Annotated in this window: 20 protein-coding genes; 17 read left to right on the forward strand and 3 right to left on the reverse strand. The window is 36.8% G+C overall.

Annotated features, from left to right (window positions below; translation table 11 throughout):
* Window positions 1-21 precede the first annotated feature (21 nt).
* Window positions 22-603, reverse strand: a complete 582-nt coding sequence (locus I7X29_RS03645; protein ID WP_009412266.1) for a MarC family protein — start codon at window positions 601-603, stop codon at window positions 22-24.
* A gap of 102 nt (window positions 604-705) precedes the next feature.
* Between I7X29_RS03645 and I7X29_RS03650 the strand changes: the two genes are divergently transcribed.
* Window positions 706-1,215: a hypothetical protein gene (locus tag I7X29_RS03650; RefSeq protein ID WP_198472865.1), complete on the forward strand. Its 510-nt coding sequence runs from the start codon at window positions 706-708 to the stop codon at window positions 1,213-1,215.
* Complete coding sequence (locus I7X29_RS03655) at window positions 1,212-3,074, forward strand: ABC-F family ATP-binding cassette domain-containing protein (RefSeq protein WP_198472866.1); 1,863 nt, start codon at window positions 1,212-1,214, stop codon at window positions 3,072-3,074. The genes I7X29_RS03650 and I7X29_RS03655 overlap by 4 nt, the downstream gene beginning before the upstream one ends.
* On the opposite strand, the gene I7X29_RS03660 is transcribed toward I7X29_RS03655, so the two are convergent.
* The gene (locus tag I7X29_RS03660; protein WP_198472867.1) at window positions 3,075-4,193 is read right to left on the reverse strand and encodes a formimidoylglutamase; all 1,119 of its coding nucleotides are present in this window, start codon (window positions 4,191-4,193) and stop codon (window positions 3,075-3,077) included.
* Between the two features lie 176 nt (window positions 4,194-4,369).
* Here I7X29_RS03660 and I7X29_RS03665 point away from each other — a divergent pair, with 176 nt between their 5' ends.
* The 8 genes from I7X29_RS03665 to I7X29_RS03695 all read left to right on the forward strand — a co-directional run bounded on the left by I7X29_RS03665 (window position 4,370) and on the right by I7X29_RS03695 (window position 9,754).
* Complete coding sequence (locus I7X29_RS03665) at window positions 4,370-5,311, forward strand: 2-hydroxyacid dehydrogenase (RefSeq protein ID WP_198472868.1); 942 nt, start codon at window positions 4,370-4,372, stop codon at window positions 5,309-5,311.
* A gap of 22 nt (window positions 5,312-5,333) precedes the next feature.
* Entirely contained in the window at window positions 5,334-6,149 is an 816-nt protein-coding gene (locus I7X29_RS03670; RefSeq protein ID WP_198472869.1) for a 5'-nucleotidase, lipoprotein e(P4) family, read from the forward strand.
* Window positions 6,150-6,172: 23 nt separating this feature from the next.
* Window positions 6,173-6,295, forward strand: coding sequence for a hypothetical protein (locus tag I7X29_RS15605; protein ID WP_262895889.1), 123 nt, complete (start codon window positions 6,173-6,175; stop codon window positions 6,293-6,295).
* A gap of 27 nt (window positions 6,296-6,322) precedes the next feature.
* Window positions 6,323-6,556: a hypothetical protein gene (locus I7X29_RS03675; protein WP_198472870.1), complete on the forward strand. Its 234-nt coding sequence runs from the start codon at window positions 6,323-6,325 to the stop codon at window positions 6,554-6,556.
* A 61-nt stretch (window positions 6,557-6,617) separates the two neighbouring features.
* Window positions 6,618-7,352, forward strand: a complete 735-nt coding sequence (gene ubiE, locus I7X29_RS03680; RefSeq protein ID WP_009412259.1) for a bifunctional demethylmenaquinone methyltransferase/2-methoxy-6-polyprenyl-1,4-benzoquinol methylase UbiE — start codon at window positions 6,618-6,620, stop codon at window positions 7,350-7,352.
* A gap of 16 nt (window positions 7,353-7,368) precedes the next feature.
* Window positions 7,369-8,091, forward strand: coding sequence for a type IX secretion/gliding motility protein PorT/SprT (gene porT / locus I7X29_RS03685; protein ID WP_088594091.1), 723 nt, complete (start codon window positions 7,369-7,371; stop codon window positions 8,089-8,091).
* Window positions 8,092-8,093: 2 nt separating this feature from the next.
* Complete coding sequence (locus tag I7X29_RS03690; protein WP_009412256.1) at window positions 8,094-8,702, forward strand: DUF2911 domain-containing protein; 609 nt, start codon at window positions 8,094-8,096, stop codon at window positions 8,700-8,702.
* Entirely contained in the window at window positions 8,702-9,754 is a 1,053-nt protein-coding gene (locus I7X29_RS03695) for a DUF3810 domain-containing protein (RefSeq protein WP_198472871.1), read from the forward strand. Before I7X29_RS03690 ends, I7X29_RS03695 begins: the two co-directional genes overlap by 1 nt.
* Window positions 9,755-9,787: 33 nt before the next feature.
* Here the strand turns inward: I7X29_RS03695 and I7X29_RS03700 are convergent, their stop codons facing one another.
* On the reverse strand, window positions 9,788-10,084 hold the full coding sequence (locus I7X29_RS03700; RefSeq protein WP_009412254.1) for a thioredoxin family protein: 297 nt from the start codon (window positions 10,082-10,084) through the stop codon (window positions 9,788-9,790).
* 136 nt (window positions 10,085-10,220) lie between these two features.
* Here I7X29_RS03700 and ffh point away from each other — a divergent pair, with 136 nt between their 5' ends.
* The 7 genes from ffh to rodA are packed head-to-tail and all read left to right on the forward strand — an operon-like array spanning window position 10,221 to window position 15,193.
* The gene (gene ffh, locus I7X29_RS03705; protein WP_198472872.1) at window positions 10,221-11,555 is read left to right on the forward strand and encodes a signal recognition particle protein; all 1,335 of its coding nucleotides are present in this window, start codon (window positions 10,221-10,223) and stop codon (window positions 11,553-11,555) included.
* Between the two features lie 12 nt (window positions 11,556-11,567).
* Window positions 11,568-12,023, forward strand: a complete 456-nt coding sequence (locus tag I7X29_RS03710; RefSeq protein WP_198466125.1) for a DUF2750 domain-containing protein — start codon at window positions 11,568-11,570, stop codon at window positions 12,021-12,023.
* A gap of 21 nt (window positions 12,024-12,044) precedes the next feature.
* A complete protein-coding gene (gene folD / locus I7X29_RS03715) occupies window positions 12,045-12,923 on the forward strand; it encodes a bifunctional methylenetetrahydrofolate dehydrogenase/methenyltetrahydrofolate cyclohydrolase FolD (protein ID WP_198472873.1) in 879 nt (292 codons plus the stop codon).
* Between the two features lie 35 nt (window positions 12,924-12,958).
* A complete protein-coding gene (locus I7X29_RS03720) occupies window positions 12,959-13,285 on the forward strand; it encodes a YtxH domain-containing protein (RefSeq protein ID WP_009412249.1) in 327 nt (108 codons plus the stop codon).
* 6 nt (window positions 13,286-13,291) lie between these two features.
* Window positions 13,292-13,660, forward strand: a complete 369-nt coding sequence (locus tag I7X29_RS03725) for a phage holin family protein (RefSeq protein WP_009412248.1) — start codon at window positions 13,292-13,294, stop codon at window positions 13,658-13,660.
* On the forward strand, window positions 13,647-13,889 hold the full coding sequence (locus I7X29_RS03730; protein ID WP_009412247.1) for a DUF6327 family protein: 243 nt from the start codon (window positions 13,647-13,649) through the stop codon (window positions 13,887-13,889). Before I7X29_RS03725 ends, I7X29_RS03730 begins: the two co-directional genes overlap by 14 nt.
* Window positions 13,890-13,903: 14 nt before the next feature.
* On the forward strand, window positions 13,904-15,193 hold the full coding sequence (gene rodA, locus I7X29_RS03735; protein WP_198472874.1) for a rod shape-determining protein RodA: 1,290 nt from the start codon (window positions 13,904-13,906) through the stop codon (window positions 15,191-15,193).
* The last annotated feature ends 9 nt before the right edge of the window (window positions 15,194-15,202 follow it).

Below are 15,202 nucleotides of genomic sequence, written 5' to 3' on the forward strand. Positions count from 1 at the left end.
TTTATTTAATTTATTAGAGGATTAGTGAACAAAAAGCATTGCCCTAATATTAGTGGTAAACAAATTTACAGCAATAGCTAAAAGAATGACCCCAAAAAGGTTGTGAAGTACAGTAATACCTTGTTTGCCTAAGAATTTTTCTATACGTTCCGACGATTTTAGTACTATATAAACAATAACCATATTGATAATTATCGCTACAATAATATTCTCTACATAGAATTTTGCTCTGAGCGAGAGTACTGTTGTAAGCGCACCTGCTCCTGCCACCATAGGGAACGCTAATGGCACAATAGAAGCACTTTCAGGAGTTGTTCCTTTGTAGAGGGTAATTCCTAAAATCATCTCTAAGGCGAGAAAAAATAAGATAAACGCTCCTGCTACAGCAAAAGCTTCAACGGTTACCCCAAATAAATTCAGCAATTGCTTACCAAGAAATAAAAACACCACTAATAAACTTCCTGCTACAATAGCTGTTTTCTCTGATTGTATACGTCCCGCTTTTTTACGTAGGTTGATAATAATTGGCACACTCCCAATGATATCTACCACTGCAAAGAGTACCATAGTAGCGGAGATAATCTCCTTTACATCAAAATTCATAACTTAAAAAATTTGCGCAAAAGTACAAATTAATTAACAAATTTACAAATTGACAAATTTGGTAATTGATAAATTATTGTTACCTTTGCCTCTCATAAGACTATGCTAAACGAAGATTTTATCATAAAAGGTAGAAAACTTACCGCTGAAGAGTGGGGAAGTAGACTTCTATTGGTAGCTATCAACCTACCAATAGCCATTATTACCTTTTATACTCTTAACTTCAATTCTTCTACTTTCTTTTTCCAATTTATTTTCGGAATAGTCACTGCCTTTTTAGCATTTTTTGCTATTATTATGACCTTTAAAGAATACAAATATTCACTACTTACACTTCATTTTTACAATAATCAATTAAAAATACTATACAAAAATAAAATTCTGAAAGATGTAACTCTAAAAGATATTAAATTATTACATTTTTTTAATTTATCTGAAAAGAAAGATAAAATGTGTAGGCCTTTTTTGGATATTTATGACCATAATAACATTATTATTATACATATACAACTGAATTTTAGAGACTACAATCAACTAAAAACATATCTTACCTCCTACCCTATTAATATAAACGACGAAGTTATACACAATTATTCTGACATAAAAAAATGAACTTACTATCCGTAGAAAACATATCTAAAGCCTTTGGCGAACGTATAATTCTTGAAAACATTTCTTTTGGCATCAATAAAGACCAAAAAATAGCCTTTATAGCCAAAAATGGTACTGGAAAAACTACTCTTCTCAACATTATCGCTGGGAAAGATCTCCCTGATAGTGGTCAAGTGGTATTCCGCAAAGGGATACACATTGGTTTTCTCTCTCAAAATCCTTATTTTAATGAAGATTTAACAATAGAAGAAACTATTTTTGCTACAGATAACCCCATTTTGCGCCTTATCCGAGAATATGAACACGCCTTGCAACACCCCGAAAATGAAGATGCCTATCAAAAAGCTTTTGAACAAATGGAACGCCATAACGCGTGGGATTTCGAAACACAATACAAACAAATCCTCTCCCGACTTAAATTGGATAACCTCCATTTGAAAGTAAAAAACCTTTCTGGCGGACAAAAAAAGCGCCTTGCCTTAGCCAATGTACTCATCAGTAAACCTGATTTATTGATATTAGATGAACCTACTAACCACCTCGATTTAGAAATGATAGAATGGCTCGAACAATATTTCGCTAAAGAGAACCTTACCCTATTCATCGTTACTCACGACCGATATTTCTTAGAACGCGTTTGCAACGAAATATTAGAGTTAGACAACGGTGAACTCTTCAGTTATAAAGGAAACTATTCTTATTTTTTAGAGAAGAAAGAGCAACGACTCGCACAAGAACAGGCTTCTGTAGAGAAAGCTAAAAACCTATATGTAAAAGAACTCGACTGGATGCGCCGCCAGCCCAAAGCGCGTACCACCAAATCTAAATCGCGTATCGACGACTTCTATAAAATTAAAGAAGCAGCTCACAAAAGACGCAAAGAGCATTCCGTGCAATTAGAAATCAATATGGAACGCTTAGGCAGCAAAACTGTAGAGTTTCACAACGTATGCAAGGCTTTTGATGAGCTCTGCATACTCAATAAGTTTAGCTACAATTTCCTACGAGGAGAACGAGTGGGGATTATAGGAAAAAACGGCACAGGGAAGTCTACATTCTTAAACCTCCTCACAGGAACGCTCACCCCCGATAGTGGTAAAATAATAGTAGGCGATACTATCAAATTTGGCTACTATACCCAAGAGGGCATAGAGGTATTACAAGGGCAAAAAGTGATAGAAGTAATACAAAAATACGGCGATTATATCCCCTTACTCAAAGGTCGTACCCTCTCAGCTGGGCAATTATTAGAACGTTTTCTCTTCGACCGTAAAAAGCAATACGACTATGTAGAAAAACTCAGTGGAGGTGAGCTCAAACGCTTATATCTCTGCACTGTACTTATACAAAACCCTAATTTCCTAATCCTTGACGAGCCTACAAACGACCTCGACATCGTTACTCTAAACGTCTTGGAAGACTTTTTGTTAGACTATCCCGGTTGCTTAGTTGTTGTCTCTCACGACCGCTATTTTATGGATAAAATCGTAGACCACCTTTTTGTATTCAAAGGCAAGGGTGAAGTAGAAGATTTCCCTGGTAACTATACCGACTATCGTGTATATGAAGAAAGTACCCTACCGGTAGACGAATCTCTTAAAAAAGAAACCACCAAAAACACTTGGCGTAAAGACGGAATGAAAGGTCTATCGTTCAATGAACAGAAAGAATATAACCGTTTAGAAAAAGAAATCGCCCAATTAGAAGAGCAAAAAGCGAGTATTGAAGCTACTTTTGCCGAAGGAACACTTAGCAATGATGAAATACAAACCCAATCAATTGCCTTACAGCAAACGCTCACTGCCATAGAGGAAAAAACAGAACGCTGGTTTGAGTTAACTGAAAAATTAGAACAATAATTAAACCGATTTGCGATAAGTACGCCACCAACGATCAGGAACGATACCGCGAATAGCTTCTTCATAATCTTGTGGTAAACAAGGCACAAGTCCTGAAGGCACATGATTTTGAGGAGAAGAATATTTGTCACCTCCTGGTTTCATCCACCAACGTTCAGTTTGGGTACTCTTGAAAAACTCTATTTGTATATCGTCTATAGGCACAATATATTTAGTGTAATTCTCATCGTTGATTACAGGCAATTCCTTAATGCGGAAGGTAAAACCTTCATAAAAATACCAAACCATTTCTGCGAGTAATTGGGCAGCTAAATCTGTATTAGGAATATCAAAAATACCCGCTACTTGTACATTACTACTAATACCTGCATAACGCGCAATAGCACATATTTCTCTGCTATTAAATCCATTTACGTTACCCATAGCCATCATATCCTTTGCTTGTACTGAAGTCATATCCACACTCACTATATCAGCATCGCGCATAGCAGGCTCTATAATCTTCAAATCATTCACTATATTACCTAAACGATGCACCTCAAAACACATTTTCTCAAGCAAATCCAATTCTTCTTGGGCTACATAATACGATTGATAACCTAAATTTGTAAAATCTAATAAGTTTACAGGCGGTTCTGAAATAAGCTTGCTCATATACGAACTCTCCACAAACAGTTCCTCAGCATTACCAAAATCAAATTTAGAATCCACACATACAAGGTTTACCATCTGTTCAAGGCTATCAAAAGCACGATAAAGTGAATAGGTAAAATCTTGCGATCCTCCTAACACTACAGGAATTACCCCCTCCTTAATCAATTCAGCTACAATCTCTTTAATAGCAAAATGCGTATCTTCTTCAGTAGCTCCTAAAGGCAAGTTTCCTAAATCTGCAATACCAAAATTCCAATTACCCATAAAAAGTGAGTACAAATGTTGGCGAAAACGATAAAACGACTGCCCCATCGTTTCTATACAGAAGAAAGCTATTTTTACATCTGTAAGATCTGGCAATCCTAAGGAAGGAAGGTGTTTATGAAGTTGAAAACCTACTTGTTGTGGCTTGTAATCATCTAAGGTAAAAGACTCATCTATAGGTTGTAAATAGGATAATGACATAATTTTTTTATTAATAGACGGCAAAGGTAGGAGATAATTAGCAAATTAGCAAATTTGTGATTTAGTAAATTATTTATCTTTCCTCTCTTGTAGTTTGTAATTATTTATTAATTTTGCCCCAAAATAGTACCTTTATCAAGTTCCTTATACTTGAAATAAAATACTTTTATCTCAAAATGAAGATATTACATATAGACAAAAATCACCCCTTGATGCTTTCTCAACTCTCTGCACAAGGTTTTGAAAATGAAGAAGATTACACTAATACTAAAGAAGCTATAGAATCTAAAATTGCTGATTATGATGGCATTATCATCCGCAGTCGTTTTCCTATAGATAAAACTTTTTTAGACAAGGCTACTCGATTGAAATTCATAGGTAGAGTAGGTGCTGGTCTGGAAAATATAGATGGTGCTTATGCCGAAAGTAAAGGAATTACTCTTATTGCTGCTCCTGAAGGCAACCGCAATGCTGTAGGAGAACACACTCTTGGTATGCTTTTAGCTCTTTTGAACAAGTTTAAAAAAGCTAACAACGAGATTAAAAATGGCAAATGGTTGCGTGAGGAAAACCGCGGTTGGGAGCTTGATGGCAAGACCATAGGTATCATAGGCTATGGCAATATGGGTAAGAGTTTTGCTAAGAAATTACGAGGTTTCGACTGCAATGTAATTTGCTACGACATTCTTCCTGACAAAGGCGATGAGAATGCTAAACAAGTAACTTTGGTAGATTTTTTCCGTCAAGCCGATATAGTGAGCTTGCATACCCCTCAAACTCCTCAAACTGAGAAAATGATTAATACAGCGTTTATCAATAGTTTTGCCAAAAGTTTTTGGTTCCTAAATACCGCTCGCGGCAAGAGTGTTGTTACCGATGATTTAGTGAACGCTCTAAAAAATGGCAAAGTGTTGGGAGCTGGTTTAGATGTATTAGAATACGAAAAAGCTTCTTTTGAAGATTTTTTTAGCGACGGCCAGATGCCTGAATCTTTTAAATACTTATTAGATGCTGATAACGTAATTCTCACCCCTCATATCGCTGGCTGGACACTTGAAAGCAAAGAAAAACTCGCACAAATAATAGTTAACAAAATAATTAGCCAATTTAGAAATTGATAAATCAACAAATTAAATAGAAATGAAAAAAAATTATTTACTCATTGGGGTAGCCGCTTTATTACTCAGTTGCAACGCTACCAAAAACACTACTACAACACAAACTACTTCTGGCGAAAGTGCCCTAATTGCTAATGGCAAATTGTGGTCGTCTTATTTTCAACAAAATGCCGCTGAATACGAAGCCTTATGCTTGCAAGCTTTCAATATTGCTCAACTGCGGTTAGATGAAGCTATCGCTAAAAAAGGAGATAAACCTTTGGCTATTGTTACCGATATAGACGAAACCTTTTTAGACAACTCTCCTTTTGAAGCCTATTGTGCCAAGCAAGGGATTAGCTATTCACAAAAAGCGTGGGAAGAATGGACTGTTTTAGGCGAAGCTAAACCTCTAACAGGTGCCTTAGAATTTTTTAAATACGCCGATAGCAAAGGGGTCGCTATTTTTTATGTAACCAATCGTCTTGAGAAAGAACGCGAGGGTACTGCTAAAAACCTAAAAAGATACAACTTTCCTTTACCTTCTGATAGCCACCTCATTTTGCGTTCTGCCGAAAAAAGTAAAGAAAATCGCCGATTGCAAATCGCTAAGGATTACGACATCGTACTCTTGATGGGCGATAACCTTTCCGACTTTTCTAAAGATTTTGATGGGGGTACTCCTCAACAACGCTCCGAGGCAGTTAATAAAAACAAAACAGAGTTTGGCAAACGTTTTATTGTACTACCTAACTACTCCTATGGTGATTGGGAAGGTGCTGCGTATGGGCATAAATACAACATTCCTGCCGCTGAAAAAGAAGCGATTATCAAGAACAATACAAAGGCTTTTAAATAAGTAACTCCCAACAAATAACTGAAATGGAAAAAGAGTTTGTCATTCCTAAAAGAGAAGTAACTTCTATTGATATAGATGAAGTGAATAAATTGTTGGAAGGACACTCGTATTTTGAGCTTTTAACAGAAGCTCCTACGACCACCTAGCAAGCTCAGCTTTTTGACTCCGAAGGTATGGGTACATCACTGATGTTCAGGATAGTACTAAGAGAAGATTTTACTTCTTATATCGGTATTCAGATGTTGGGTGCAGGTGAACAACCTAAAGATGATGAGTGGAGGGCAAAATTTTTCGGACTTTTGCCTAACAAAGATACAATCGAAAAAGAAATAGCCAACGAGATACTTGATCTTCTACGTAAGATTTACAAGTTAGGAGCTGAGAAGAAAATAGAAAAATCAGTTTAATTGTTCATTGTTACTTGCTAATTGATAATTAATTACTATTTTTGCCAAAAATTAAGCATATATGTCTGAAAACACCGTTACACCCTACCAAGGATCAACAGATGGAAAAAAACAACAAGTAACCAAAATGTTCAACACTATTTCGGAAACTTATGACGGTTTGAATCGTGTAATTTCGTGGGGTTCAGACGTAAAATGGCGTAAATTCGTCGTCCAAAAAGTAGCCGAAATCAATCCTTCTACAGTATTAGATGTCGCTACAGGAACAGGCGATTTAGCCATTGCGCTTACCGCTATACCTGAGGCTAAAATTACGGGGTTAGACATCTCTGAAGGAATGCTTGCTGTAGGGCGTGATAAAATTGCAAAAAAACAACTCTCAAACCGCATTGATTTGGTGCAAGGCGACAGTGAACAATTACCCTTTGCCAATGCTACTTTTGATGCTGTAACTGTTGGCTTTGGAGTACGCAATTTCGAGGATTTAGAAAAAGGGCTTTCTGAAATACGAAGAGTACTAAAACCTAACGGACGATTAGTGGTTTTAGAAACTTCTGTACCTGAAAAATTTCCTTTCAAACAAGGGTATTATTGCTATACTAATTACGTGATGCCACTTATTGGCAAACTCTTTTCTAAAGACCGATCAGCCTATCGATACTTGTCTAACTCGGCAATTCATTTCCCTTACGGAAAAAAATTCCAACAGATATTAGATAAAGTAGGCTATCAACGAACACAGTATTACCCTAAAACCTTAGGAGGGGTTGCTACCATCTATATTGCTAATAAATAGAATTTTTTAATAAATAATGAATAAAGTAAACTTTAAAAAAATCCTTTTATTTTTGTTCCTTTGTATAGGTTTTGCTAATTTGTACGCCCAATTTAAACAACCTATGATGAACTTGGAACACTTCGACGAAAAGCGCTACCAATGGGGGTATTACTTTGGGGCTAATACTTTCGATTTCAAAATCGATTACAAAGATCTCAATTATAGAAACGCAAGTTTACGCGAAATCCAAACTGACCGCAAAGTGGGGTTCAATGTGGGGCTTACGGGTTCTGCTCGCTTGGTGAACTTCCTCGATTTGCGCATAGAACCAGGATTGGTATACAACAAGCGCGTACTTATCTTCCCTGGTTTTTCCGATAGTAAAGATGCACTACGTGATGCTCAATCTACCTACATCTATATTCCTTTATTATTGAAATTCAGTGCAAAACGTTGGTATAACTTCAAACCTTATGTAACCGCAGGAGCTTCTGTGGTTTTTAACCTCAGTAGTAACGACAAACTTACTATTGATAACTCCGAGAAAACTTTCCGTGCTACTAAAAACGTGTTTTTCTACGAAATGGGTATAGGTTTAGATATCTATACTCATTACTTTAGGGTATCTCCTTCTCTTAGAGCCTTGTTCTCTGTAAACAACGAATTAGTCCCCGATAAAGATGCTAATAGTAGATGGACAGGTAATATCAACGGACTCAAAACACGTGGTTTCTTGTTGAATCTCAATTTTGAATAAGTATGAAAAAGATAGTATTTTTTATAGGTATTCTAATGGGGTGTACCTCTTATGCTCAAAACTTTAGCTACCCAATGGCAAGCCCGCGACAAGTGATTACTCAACAGTTTTCAGTAAGCCAAATAACAGTTGATTATGGTCGCCCTAGTGTGAGAGGTAGAAAGATTTTTGGCGAATTGGTTCCTTATGGAAAAGTATGGCGCGCAGGAGCTAATCAAGCTACAAGTATAAGCTTCTTACAACCTGTAAAAGTAGGAGGGAAATCCGTAAAAAAAGGAGATTATGCCATTTTTATCACTCCCGAACAACACCAATGGAAAATAGTACTAAACTACGATGCCGATGCTTGGGGTGCTTATAGTTATGACCCTAATGAAAACGCTATAGAGTTTACAGTACCTGTAATACAAACTAAAGATTTACAAGAATCCTTAGAATTTTCTTTCGAGAGTCTTTCTAATGAAAAATTGAATCTCATCATCCGTTGGGAATACACCAAAGTAGAAATTCCTATAGAAATTGACAAGAAAGAAATTATCGATAAAATTATTGAACAACTCAAAGAAGTAAAACAATTTGAGAGAGATTTAGAAGGTAAAGAACAAAAATAATGGAAAGAAAACAAGTGCGAAAATATAGTATATTAGCTATTTATATAGTAATTTGGCTCGTTTTTCGTTGCTTTCCCTCTGTTACTGAACATATCTACAGTAAAGGTATCTACCCGTATATAGCCAAAGTATTACACTTTCTATTGGGGTGGATACCTTTTTCTGTGGGCGATATTTTGTACACTTTGCTCATTATAGGTATAGTAGTAACTGTGATAAAACACTACAAAAAACTATGGACAGAACCTCTCAAAACCTTAGATAAAATATTTTCTAAAACTGTATGTCTAATCTTTGTTTTTTTCTTTCTGTGGGGCTTTAACTATTTTAGAGTACCTTTGAAAAACTCATTAGGCACCTCCCAACAATATACTGAGACTCAACTGCTCAAAGCTACCCAAGTGTGTATTGATAGAGCCAATGCTCTCCATACTCGATTAGCTCCTAACGATAGTACCAAAGTAGATTTTTGGCTTTCACAAAAAGAAATATACCGAATCGCTGCTAAAGGCTACCCCCTAACAGTGGAAGGTATTTGTGATTTTAAAGCTATAAAAAGTGTGAAACCCTCTATTTATAGTACTGTACTCACCTATATGGGATATAGTGGATATTTAAATCCGTTTACTAATGAAGCTCAAGTGAACGGAAAAATGATAGGTTATAGTACCCCTATCACCGCTTGTCACGAAATAGCTCACCAAATGGGCTATGCTGCTGAAGAAGAAGCTAATTACTTAGGCTATTTAGCTGCAAAAAAAACAAAAAATCCCTATTTTGATTATAGTGCTGAACTCTTTGCTCTCCGTTATTTCTTAAACGAAGTAGCTGTAGTAGCCCCCATTGAGTACGAAACGCTTCACTCTCAAGTACACAAAGGAATTTTTGAAAATTATAAAGAAGTACATTTATTTTGGAAACAATACGAGAACAAAGCTGAACCCGTATTCAAAGCCAGTTACGATGCATTCCTGAAAGCTAACAAACAAAAAGAAGGCATCAATAGCTACGACTTAGTAGTAGGTCTATTGATACCTCATTATAGAAGTTGAGAGAGTTTAGATTGTTGCTCTCTTATTTTTATATTAAAGAAATTTATTGAGCTCCATTAGTAACACTTCGCTGTCTTGGAAGCCCTCTGCTCGCCAAATAAGACTGAGTTTATTGAATATAATAACTGTTGGCAAAGCACTTATCTTCAAAGCTTTGCTCAATTCAGCATTTTTATTTACATCTATTTTCACTACCTTCACACGCTCTCTAAGTACTGAAGCCACTTCGCGTAACACTGCATTCATATGCAATGAAATCTCTATACCTTCTGAATAGAAACAAAGGAGCACTGGAGTATTTACATTGATGACATCACCAAATTTCTTCATACTTTTGTGTTTAATAATGCGACAAAAGTACAAAGTTTTTTTGAATTACAAACACATTTTATTTATTTTTTATCTCTTTACTTTTTAGTTTCCACTTTTTTTACTACTTTTGCCCAAGTTTTTAAACCAGAAAAAAATGTTTGATAATTTAAGTGATAAATTAGAAAAAGCCCTACACAACCTAAAGGGACACGGAAAAATTACTGAAATAAACGTCGCTGAAACGCTAAAAGAAGTACGTCGCGCGTTACTTGATGCCGACGTGAATTATAAAATAGCCAAAGATTTTACAAACAACGTAAAAGAAAAAGCCTTAGGTCAGCAGGTACTCACCACCTTACAACCTGGTCAGTTAATGGTGAAAATTGTAAAAGATGAACTCACTCAACTGATGGGAGGTGATGCTGCAGGTGTAAACCTATCAGGAAACCCTACTGTTATCTTAATGTCGGGATTGCAAGGTTCTGGTAAAACTACTTTCTCAGGAAAATTAGCTAACTATCTCAAAAATAAAAAAAATAAAAAACCTTTACTCGTCGCTTGCGACGTTTATCGTCCTGCTGCAATTGACCAATTACACATCGTTGGTGAACAAGTAGGTGTACCCGTATTCTCCGATAAAGACAACAACAACCCCGTAGACATCGCCAAAAAAGGAGTGCAATACGCCAAAGAAAACCACCTAAACGTCGTGATTATAGATACTGCTGGTCGATTGGCTGTCGATGAGCAAATGATGAATGAAATTTCCGACATTCACAAAGCACTAAATCCACAAGAAACTCTTTTTGTAGTTGATGCGATGACGGGGCAAGACGCCGTGAATACCGCTAAAGCTTTCAACGATGTACTCAACTTCGATGGGGTTATCCTCACCAAACTCGATGGTGACACCCGCGGTGGGGCAGCTATCACTATCAAATCGGTAGTGAATAAACCTATCAAATTTGTGGGTACTGGTGAAAAAATGGATGCTATTGATGTGTTCTACCCTGAACGTATGGCCGACCGTATCCTCGGGATGGGTGACGTCATATCATTGGTAGAACGCGCTCAAGAACAGTTTGATGAGGAACAAGCACGCAAATTACAAAAGAAAATTGCTAAAAACCAATTTGGCTTCGACGACTTCCTCGAACAAATTCAACAAATTAAACGTATGGGTAGTATGAAAGACCTACTTGGTATGCTCCCTGGGGTAGGTAAAGCTGTAAAAGATCTCGATATCAAAGACGATGCTTTCAAACACATTGAAGCTATTATCCACTCAATGACTCCAAAGGAACGCAGTACCCCTGCTATCATCGATTTGAACCGTAAAAAACGCATCGCTAAAGGTAGTGGTCGCGATATTCAGGAGGTAAACCAACTGATGAAACAGTTCGAACAAATGAGCAAAATGATGAAAATGATGCAAGGTGGAGGCGGTAGAAAGATGATGCAGATGATGCAAGGAATGAGACAAAAATAAATTAATACAAATATGTTAAAAAAATTCATTGAAACTATAGTTAAGAACAAGGAAGTGTTCTACTTAGAGGTAGACGAATCCTTTGCAATGTGTGGCTCACAAACTTTCTATATTGAGGAAACCAAAGAGGCTATTCCTGTAGCACTCTTTTGGGAAGATGAAAAAAATGCTGCCGCTTGCAAAGCCGACGAATGGGCTAAAGGAATCGTAAAATCAGCTACCTTAGAAGAGTTTATCGAAATTTGCTTTGGAATGCAAGTAGAAACAATGGCCGTAGGTATTGGTTTCAAAGCTGATTTATCAGGAGGAGAAGAACTTGTGCCTGTTGATTTGGTAAAAGCATTGGTAGACGAAATCGACAGAACCAAAACAGCCGTTACTTTTAGTGACTCGTTCGAATCATTAGCCCAAGTAAAACAACTCTTAAATCAAATAGAACTCGATATCACCGATGAAGAAGCTCTCTAACCACTAAAAACACAATCAATAATGACTATTTTAGACGGGAAAAAAACTTCTGAAGACCTCAAACAAGAAATTGCTGAGGAAGTAAAGCAACTGAAAGCTAAAGGTAAAAGAGTACCACATTTAGCAGCTGTATTGGTAGGCAACGATGGAGCAAGTCTTACCTACGTGGGGAGTAAGGTGAAAGCTTGTGAACAAGTAGGCTTTGAGTCTACTTTAGTAAAACTTCCTGCTAACATCAGTGAAGAGGCGTTACTGCAAGAAATTGAAAAGTTAAACGCTAATCCTGAAATTGACGGCTATATAGTACAATTACCACTACCTAAACACATCGACGAGCAGAAAATACTTTTAGCCATAGACCCTACAAAAGATGTAGACGGCTTTCACCCTGCTAACTTCGGTAGAATGGCATTGGATATGGAGGCTTTCATTCCTGCCACTCCTTTCGGTATTATGGAATTGCTAAAACGCTACAAAGTGCCTACCAAAGGCAAACACGTGGTAGTAGTAGGACGCTCACACATCGTAGGTCGCCCCATCAGCATATTACTCAGCCAAAAGGGAGCCCAAGGCAATGCAACCGTTACCCTCACTCATAGTCATACCCCTAACCTCGCTGATCTTACACGTCAGGCAGATATTGTGGTAATGGCATTAGGTATTCCAGAATTCCTAAAAGGCAATATGGTAAAAGAAGGCGTAACCGTGATAGACGTAGGAATTACACGCCTAAATGACGATAGCAACCCTAAAGGATACCGTATAGTAGGTGATGTAGCATTCAATGAAGTAAAAGAAAAAGCGAGCTACATTACTCCTGTTCCTGGTGGTGTAGGACCTATGACCATAGCAATGCTACTGAAAAACACACTATTAGCTCACAAATGGTATAGAAATTGATACTTTTAAGAATAAACATTTAAATTTAGAATATTATGGCAAAAACAGCAAATGTATTATTAGGTTTGGCAGCAGGTACTGCCATTGGAGTAGGATTAGGCATTCTTTTCGCTCCCGACAAAGGTAAAAACACTCGCGAAAAAATTAAAGACTCTGTGAGTGATAAAGCTGAAAAACTAAAAGAACAGCTTGAACGCTTAACCGATAGTGTAAAAGAAAAATCAGCTGAGTTTAAAGGTTCTTTAGAAGATAAAGTAGAGTCTTTACTTTCTAAATCAAGCTACAAAGCTGAAGATGTGATTACTTTCTTAGAAAAAAAATTAGCTGCCTTAAAAGAAGCTAACGCTAAACTACAGAAATAAACACTTATGTCTATCCATTCTATCAAAGAATCTTTTGAGGAAGTTCCTACAAAAGCAAGTTCCGCCCTCGATTCGCAAATCGCTTACTATAAATTATTTATTTTTAGATTCATAGGTAAATCATCCTATGCTCTCATCACTTTTTTTATAGTAGCTTTTGTTAGTTTGTTGGTATTGTTTTTCTTGTCCTTTGCTATAGCCTATGCAGTAGGCGAAGCATTGGGTAGCAACGCCTTAGGATTTGCTATTGTAGGAGCTTTCTATATATTAATTGCTATAATAGTATTGGCTTTCCGAAAAAAACTTATTGAAAGACCTCTATTAGAAAAACTCTCCGAAATCTATTTTAAAGTAGAACCCGATGACGAAGAATAAAATCTATCACTCTTTTGAAGAAATCGATAACGACCTTAAAATACTGCGTTTAGAAAAGGAAATAGATCGTTTGTCACTCACCCAACAAGTATCGGTAGCTGCTAAGAGTCTCACTCTTGGAAATCTACTCGCTAATACTTGGTTTTCTTTCTTGACCAACGAAAAAAGATGGCTTAACTTAGCTATCGAATACACCTTATTTTTCCTTTTTAGAAAAAAACTCAAATAATCTTATAACTATCAATGAAACATAGCCTTATAAAGAATCTGGATTGGATTTCGGTAATATTGTATTTATTATTAGTAATGTGTGGGTGGATTGCTATTTTCTCCACTACTTATAGCGACCTAAATGTTACTTCCATTTTCGACATCAATCAGTTTTATGGGAAACAGATGCTTTTTATAGGGCTCAGCTTCTTGCTGATTACTTTTATTTTGGCTTTAGACCCAAAAGTGTACTCTAATTTTGCAGTACTCTTCTATCTCATTGCTATTGTTTTATTGGTAGGGTTATTTATTTTTGGTAAAGAGACCAATGGCGCCAAAGCGTGGTATGCTATAGGCTCTATCACAGTACAACCCAGTGAATTTGCTAAAGTAGCTACGGCACTTGCTTTTTCTCGCTATGTGAGTGATATTCACACCGATATTCGGCGTACTCCCGATCTCTTACGCGCTATCGCTATCATTTGTATACCTGCTTTTCTCATCTTGTTACAACCCGATGTAGGGAGTTTATTAGTATTCTTCTCATTAGCATTTGCACTCTTCCGTGAAGGAATGCCTTCTGCCCTACTCTTCTATCTCTTTTTATCAGGTGTAGTGTTTATCTCTTCGCTGAAATTTGGTACTACTTTCACTGTTTTAGCCTCTATTATCAGTATTGGGGCTTATGGATTTTGGCATAAAAAGAAAACTAACCGAATTCCTTTTCAGAATATTTTTATACTCTCATTATTGTGCTTGCTAACAGCTTTCGCTACTCACCCCGTGTATGACAATGTACTGAAACAACACCATCGCAATCGTCTAAACTTGTGGTTACGCCTTGAAACCGACCCTCAGAAAATTGCAGCTATGAAGCGTGATTTTGCTTATAATACCAATATGGCGGAATCGGCGATTACCTCTGGAGGTGCTTTAGGAAAAGGATTTTTGGAAGGCACACGTACTAAAGGAAGTTTTATCCCTGAACAACACACCGATTATATTTTCACCACCATAGGCGAAGAATGGGGATTTGTTGGTACAGCTACTGTAGTAATACTATTCACCTTCTTACTCTTGCGACTCATTGTACTCGCCGAACGACAGAAAACAAAATTCAATAGGGTTTATGGTTATTGTGTAATTTCAATTCTGTTTGTACACTTCTGTATCAATATAGGTATGGTAATTAGTTTGATACCTACCATTGGTATTCCGTTGCCTTTCTTTAGCTATGGGGGGTCTGGACTTTGGGCATTTACTATCCTACTTTTTATCTTCTTACGATTAGATGCTAATCGCTTGAATGATTGGATTCGATAATAATTACGA

It is taken from the genome of Capnocytophaga periodontitidis, from assembly GCF_016126015.1.
In the GTDB taxonomy this organism is placed as follows: Bacteria; Bacteroidota; Bacteroidia; order Flavobacteriales; family Flavobacteriaceae; genus Capnocytophaga; species Capnocytophaga periodontitidis.

Bases quoted from the DNA above. Each gene is read 5' to 3' on its own strand.
- I7X29_RS03660 (WP_198472867.1), bottom strand. From the start codon at position 4,193: ATGTCATTATCCTATTTACAACCTATAGATGAGTCTTTTACCTTAGAT.
- I7X29_RS03655 (WP_198472866.1), top strand. From the start codon at position 1,212: ATGAACTTACTATCCGTAGAAAACATATCTAAAGCCTTTGGCGAACGT.
- I7X29_RS03675 (WP_198472870.1), top strand. From the start codon at position 6,323: ATGGGTACATCACTGATGTTCAGGATAGTACTAAGAGAAGATTTTACT.
- I7X29_RS03700 (WP_009412254.1), bottom strand. From the start codon at position 10,084: ATGAAGAAATTTGGTGATGTCATCAATGTAAATACTCCAGTGCTCCTT.
- I7X29_RS03695 (WP_198472871.1), top strand. From the start codon at position 8,702: ATGGAAAGAAAACAAGTGCGAAAATATAGTATATTAGCTATTTATATA.
- I7X29_RS03645 (WP_009412266.1), bottom strand. From the start codon at position 603: ATGAATTTTGATGTAAAGGAGATTATCTCCGCTACTATGGTACTCTTT.
- I7X29_RS03670 (WP_198472869.1), top strand. From the start codon at position 5,334: ATGAAAAAAAATTATTTACTCATTGGGGTAGCCGCTTTATTACTCAGT.
- I7X29_RS03710 (WP_198466125.1), top strand. From the start codon at position 11,568: ATGTTAAAAAAATTCATTGAAACTATAGTTAAGAACAAGGAAGTGTTC.
- rodA (WP_198472874.1), top strand. From the start codon at position 13,904: ATGAAACATAGCCTTATAAAGAATCTGGATTGGATTTCGGTAATATTG.
- I7X29_RS03725 (WP_009412248.1), top strand. From the start codon at position 13,292: ATGTCTATCCATTCTATCAAAGAATCTTTTGAGGAAGTTCCTACAAAA.
- I7X29_RS03650 (WP_198472865.1), top strand. From the start codon at position 706: ATGCTAAACGAAGATTTTATCATAAAAGGTAGAAAACTTACCGCTGAA.
- I7X29_RS03720 (WP_009412249.1), top strand. From the start codon at position 12,959: ATGGCAAAAACAGCAAATGTATTATTAGGTTTGGCAGCAGGTACTGCC.
- ubiE (WP_009412259.1), top strand. From the start codon at position 6,618: ATGTCTGAAAACACCGTTACACCCTACCAAGGATCAACAGATGGAAAA.
- ffh (WP_198472872.1), top strand. From the start codon at position 10,221: ATGTTTGATAATTTAAGTGATAAATTAGAAAAAGCCCTACACAACCTA.
- I7X29_RS03730 (WP_009412247.1), top strand. From the start codon at position 13,647: ATGACGAAGAATAAAATCTATCACTCTTTTGAAGAAATCGATAACGAC.
- folD (WP_198472873.1), top strand. From the start codon at position 12,045: ATGACTATTTTAGACGGGAAAAAAACTTCTGAAGACCTCAAACAAGAA.
- I7X29_RS03665 (WP_198472868.1), top strand. From the start codon at position 4,370: ATGAAGATATTACATATAGACAAAAATCACCCCTTGATGCTTTCTCAA.
- I7X29_RS03690 (WP_009412256.1), top strand. From the start codon at position 8,094: ATGAAAAAGATAGTATTTTTTATAGGTATTCTAATGGGGTGTACCTCT.
- porT (WP_088594091.1), top strand. From the start codon at position 7,369: ATGAATAAAGTAAACTTTAAAAAAATCCTTTTATTTTTGTTCCTTTGT.
- I7X29_RS15605 (WP_262895889.1), top strand. From the start codon at position 6,173: ATGGAAAAAGAGTTTGTCATTCCTAAAAGAGAAGTAACTTCTATTGAT.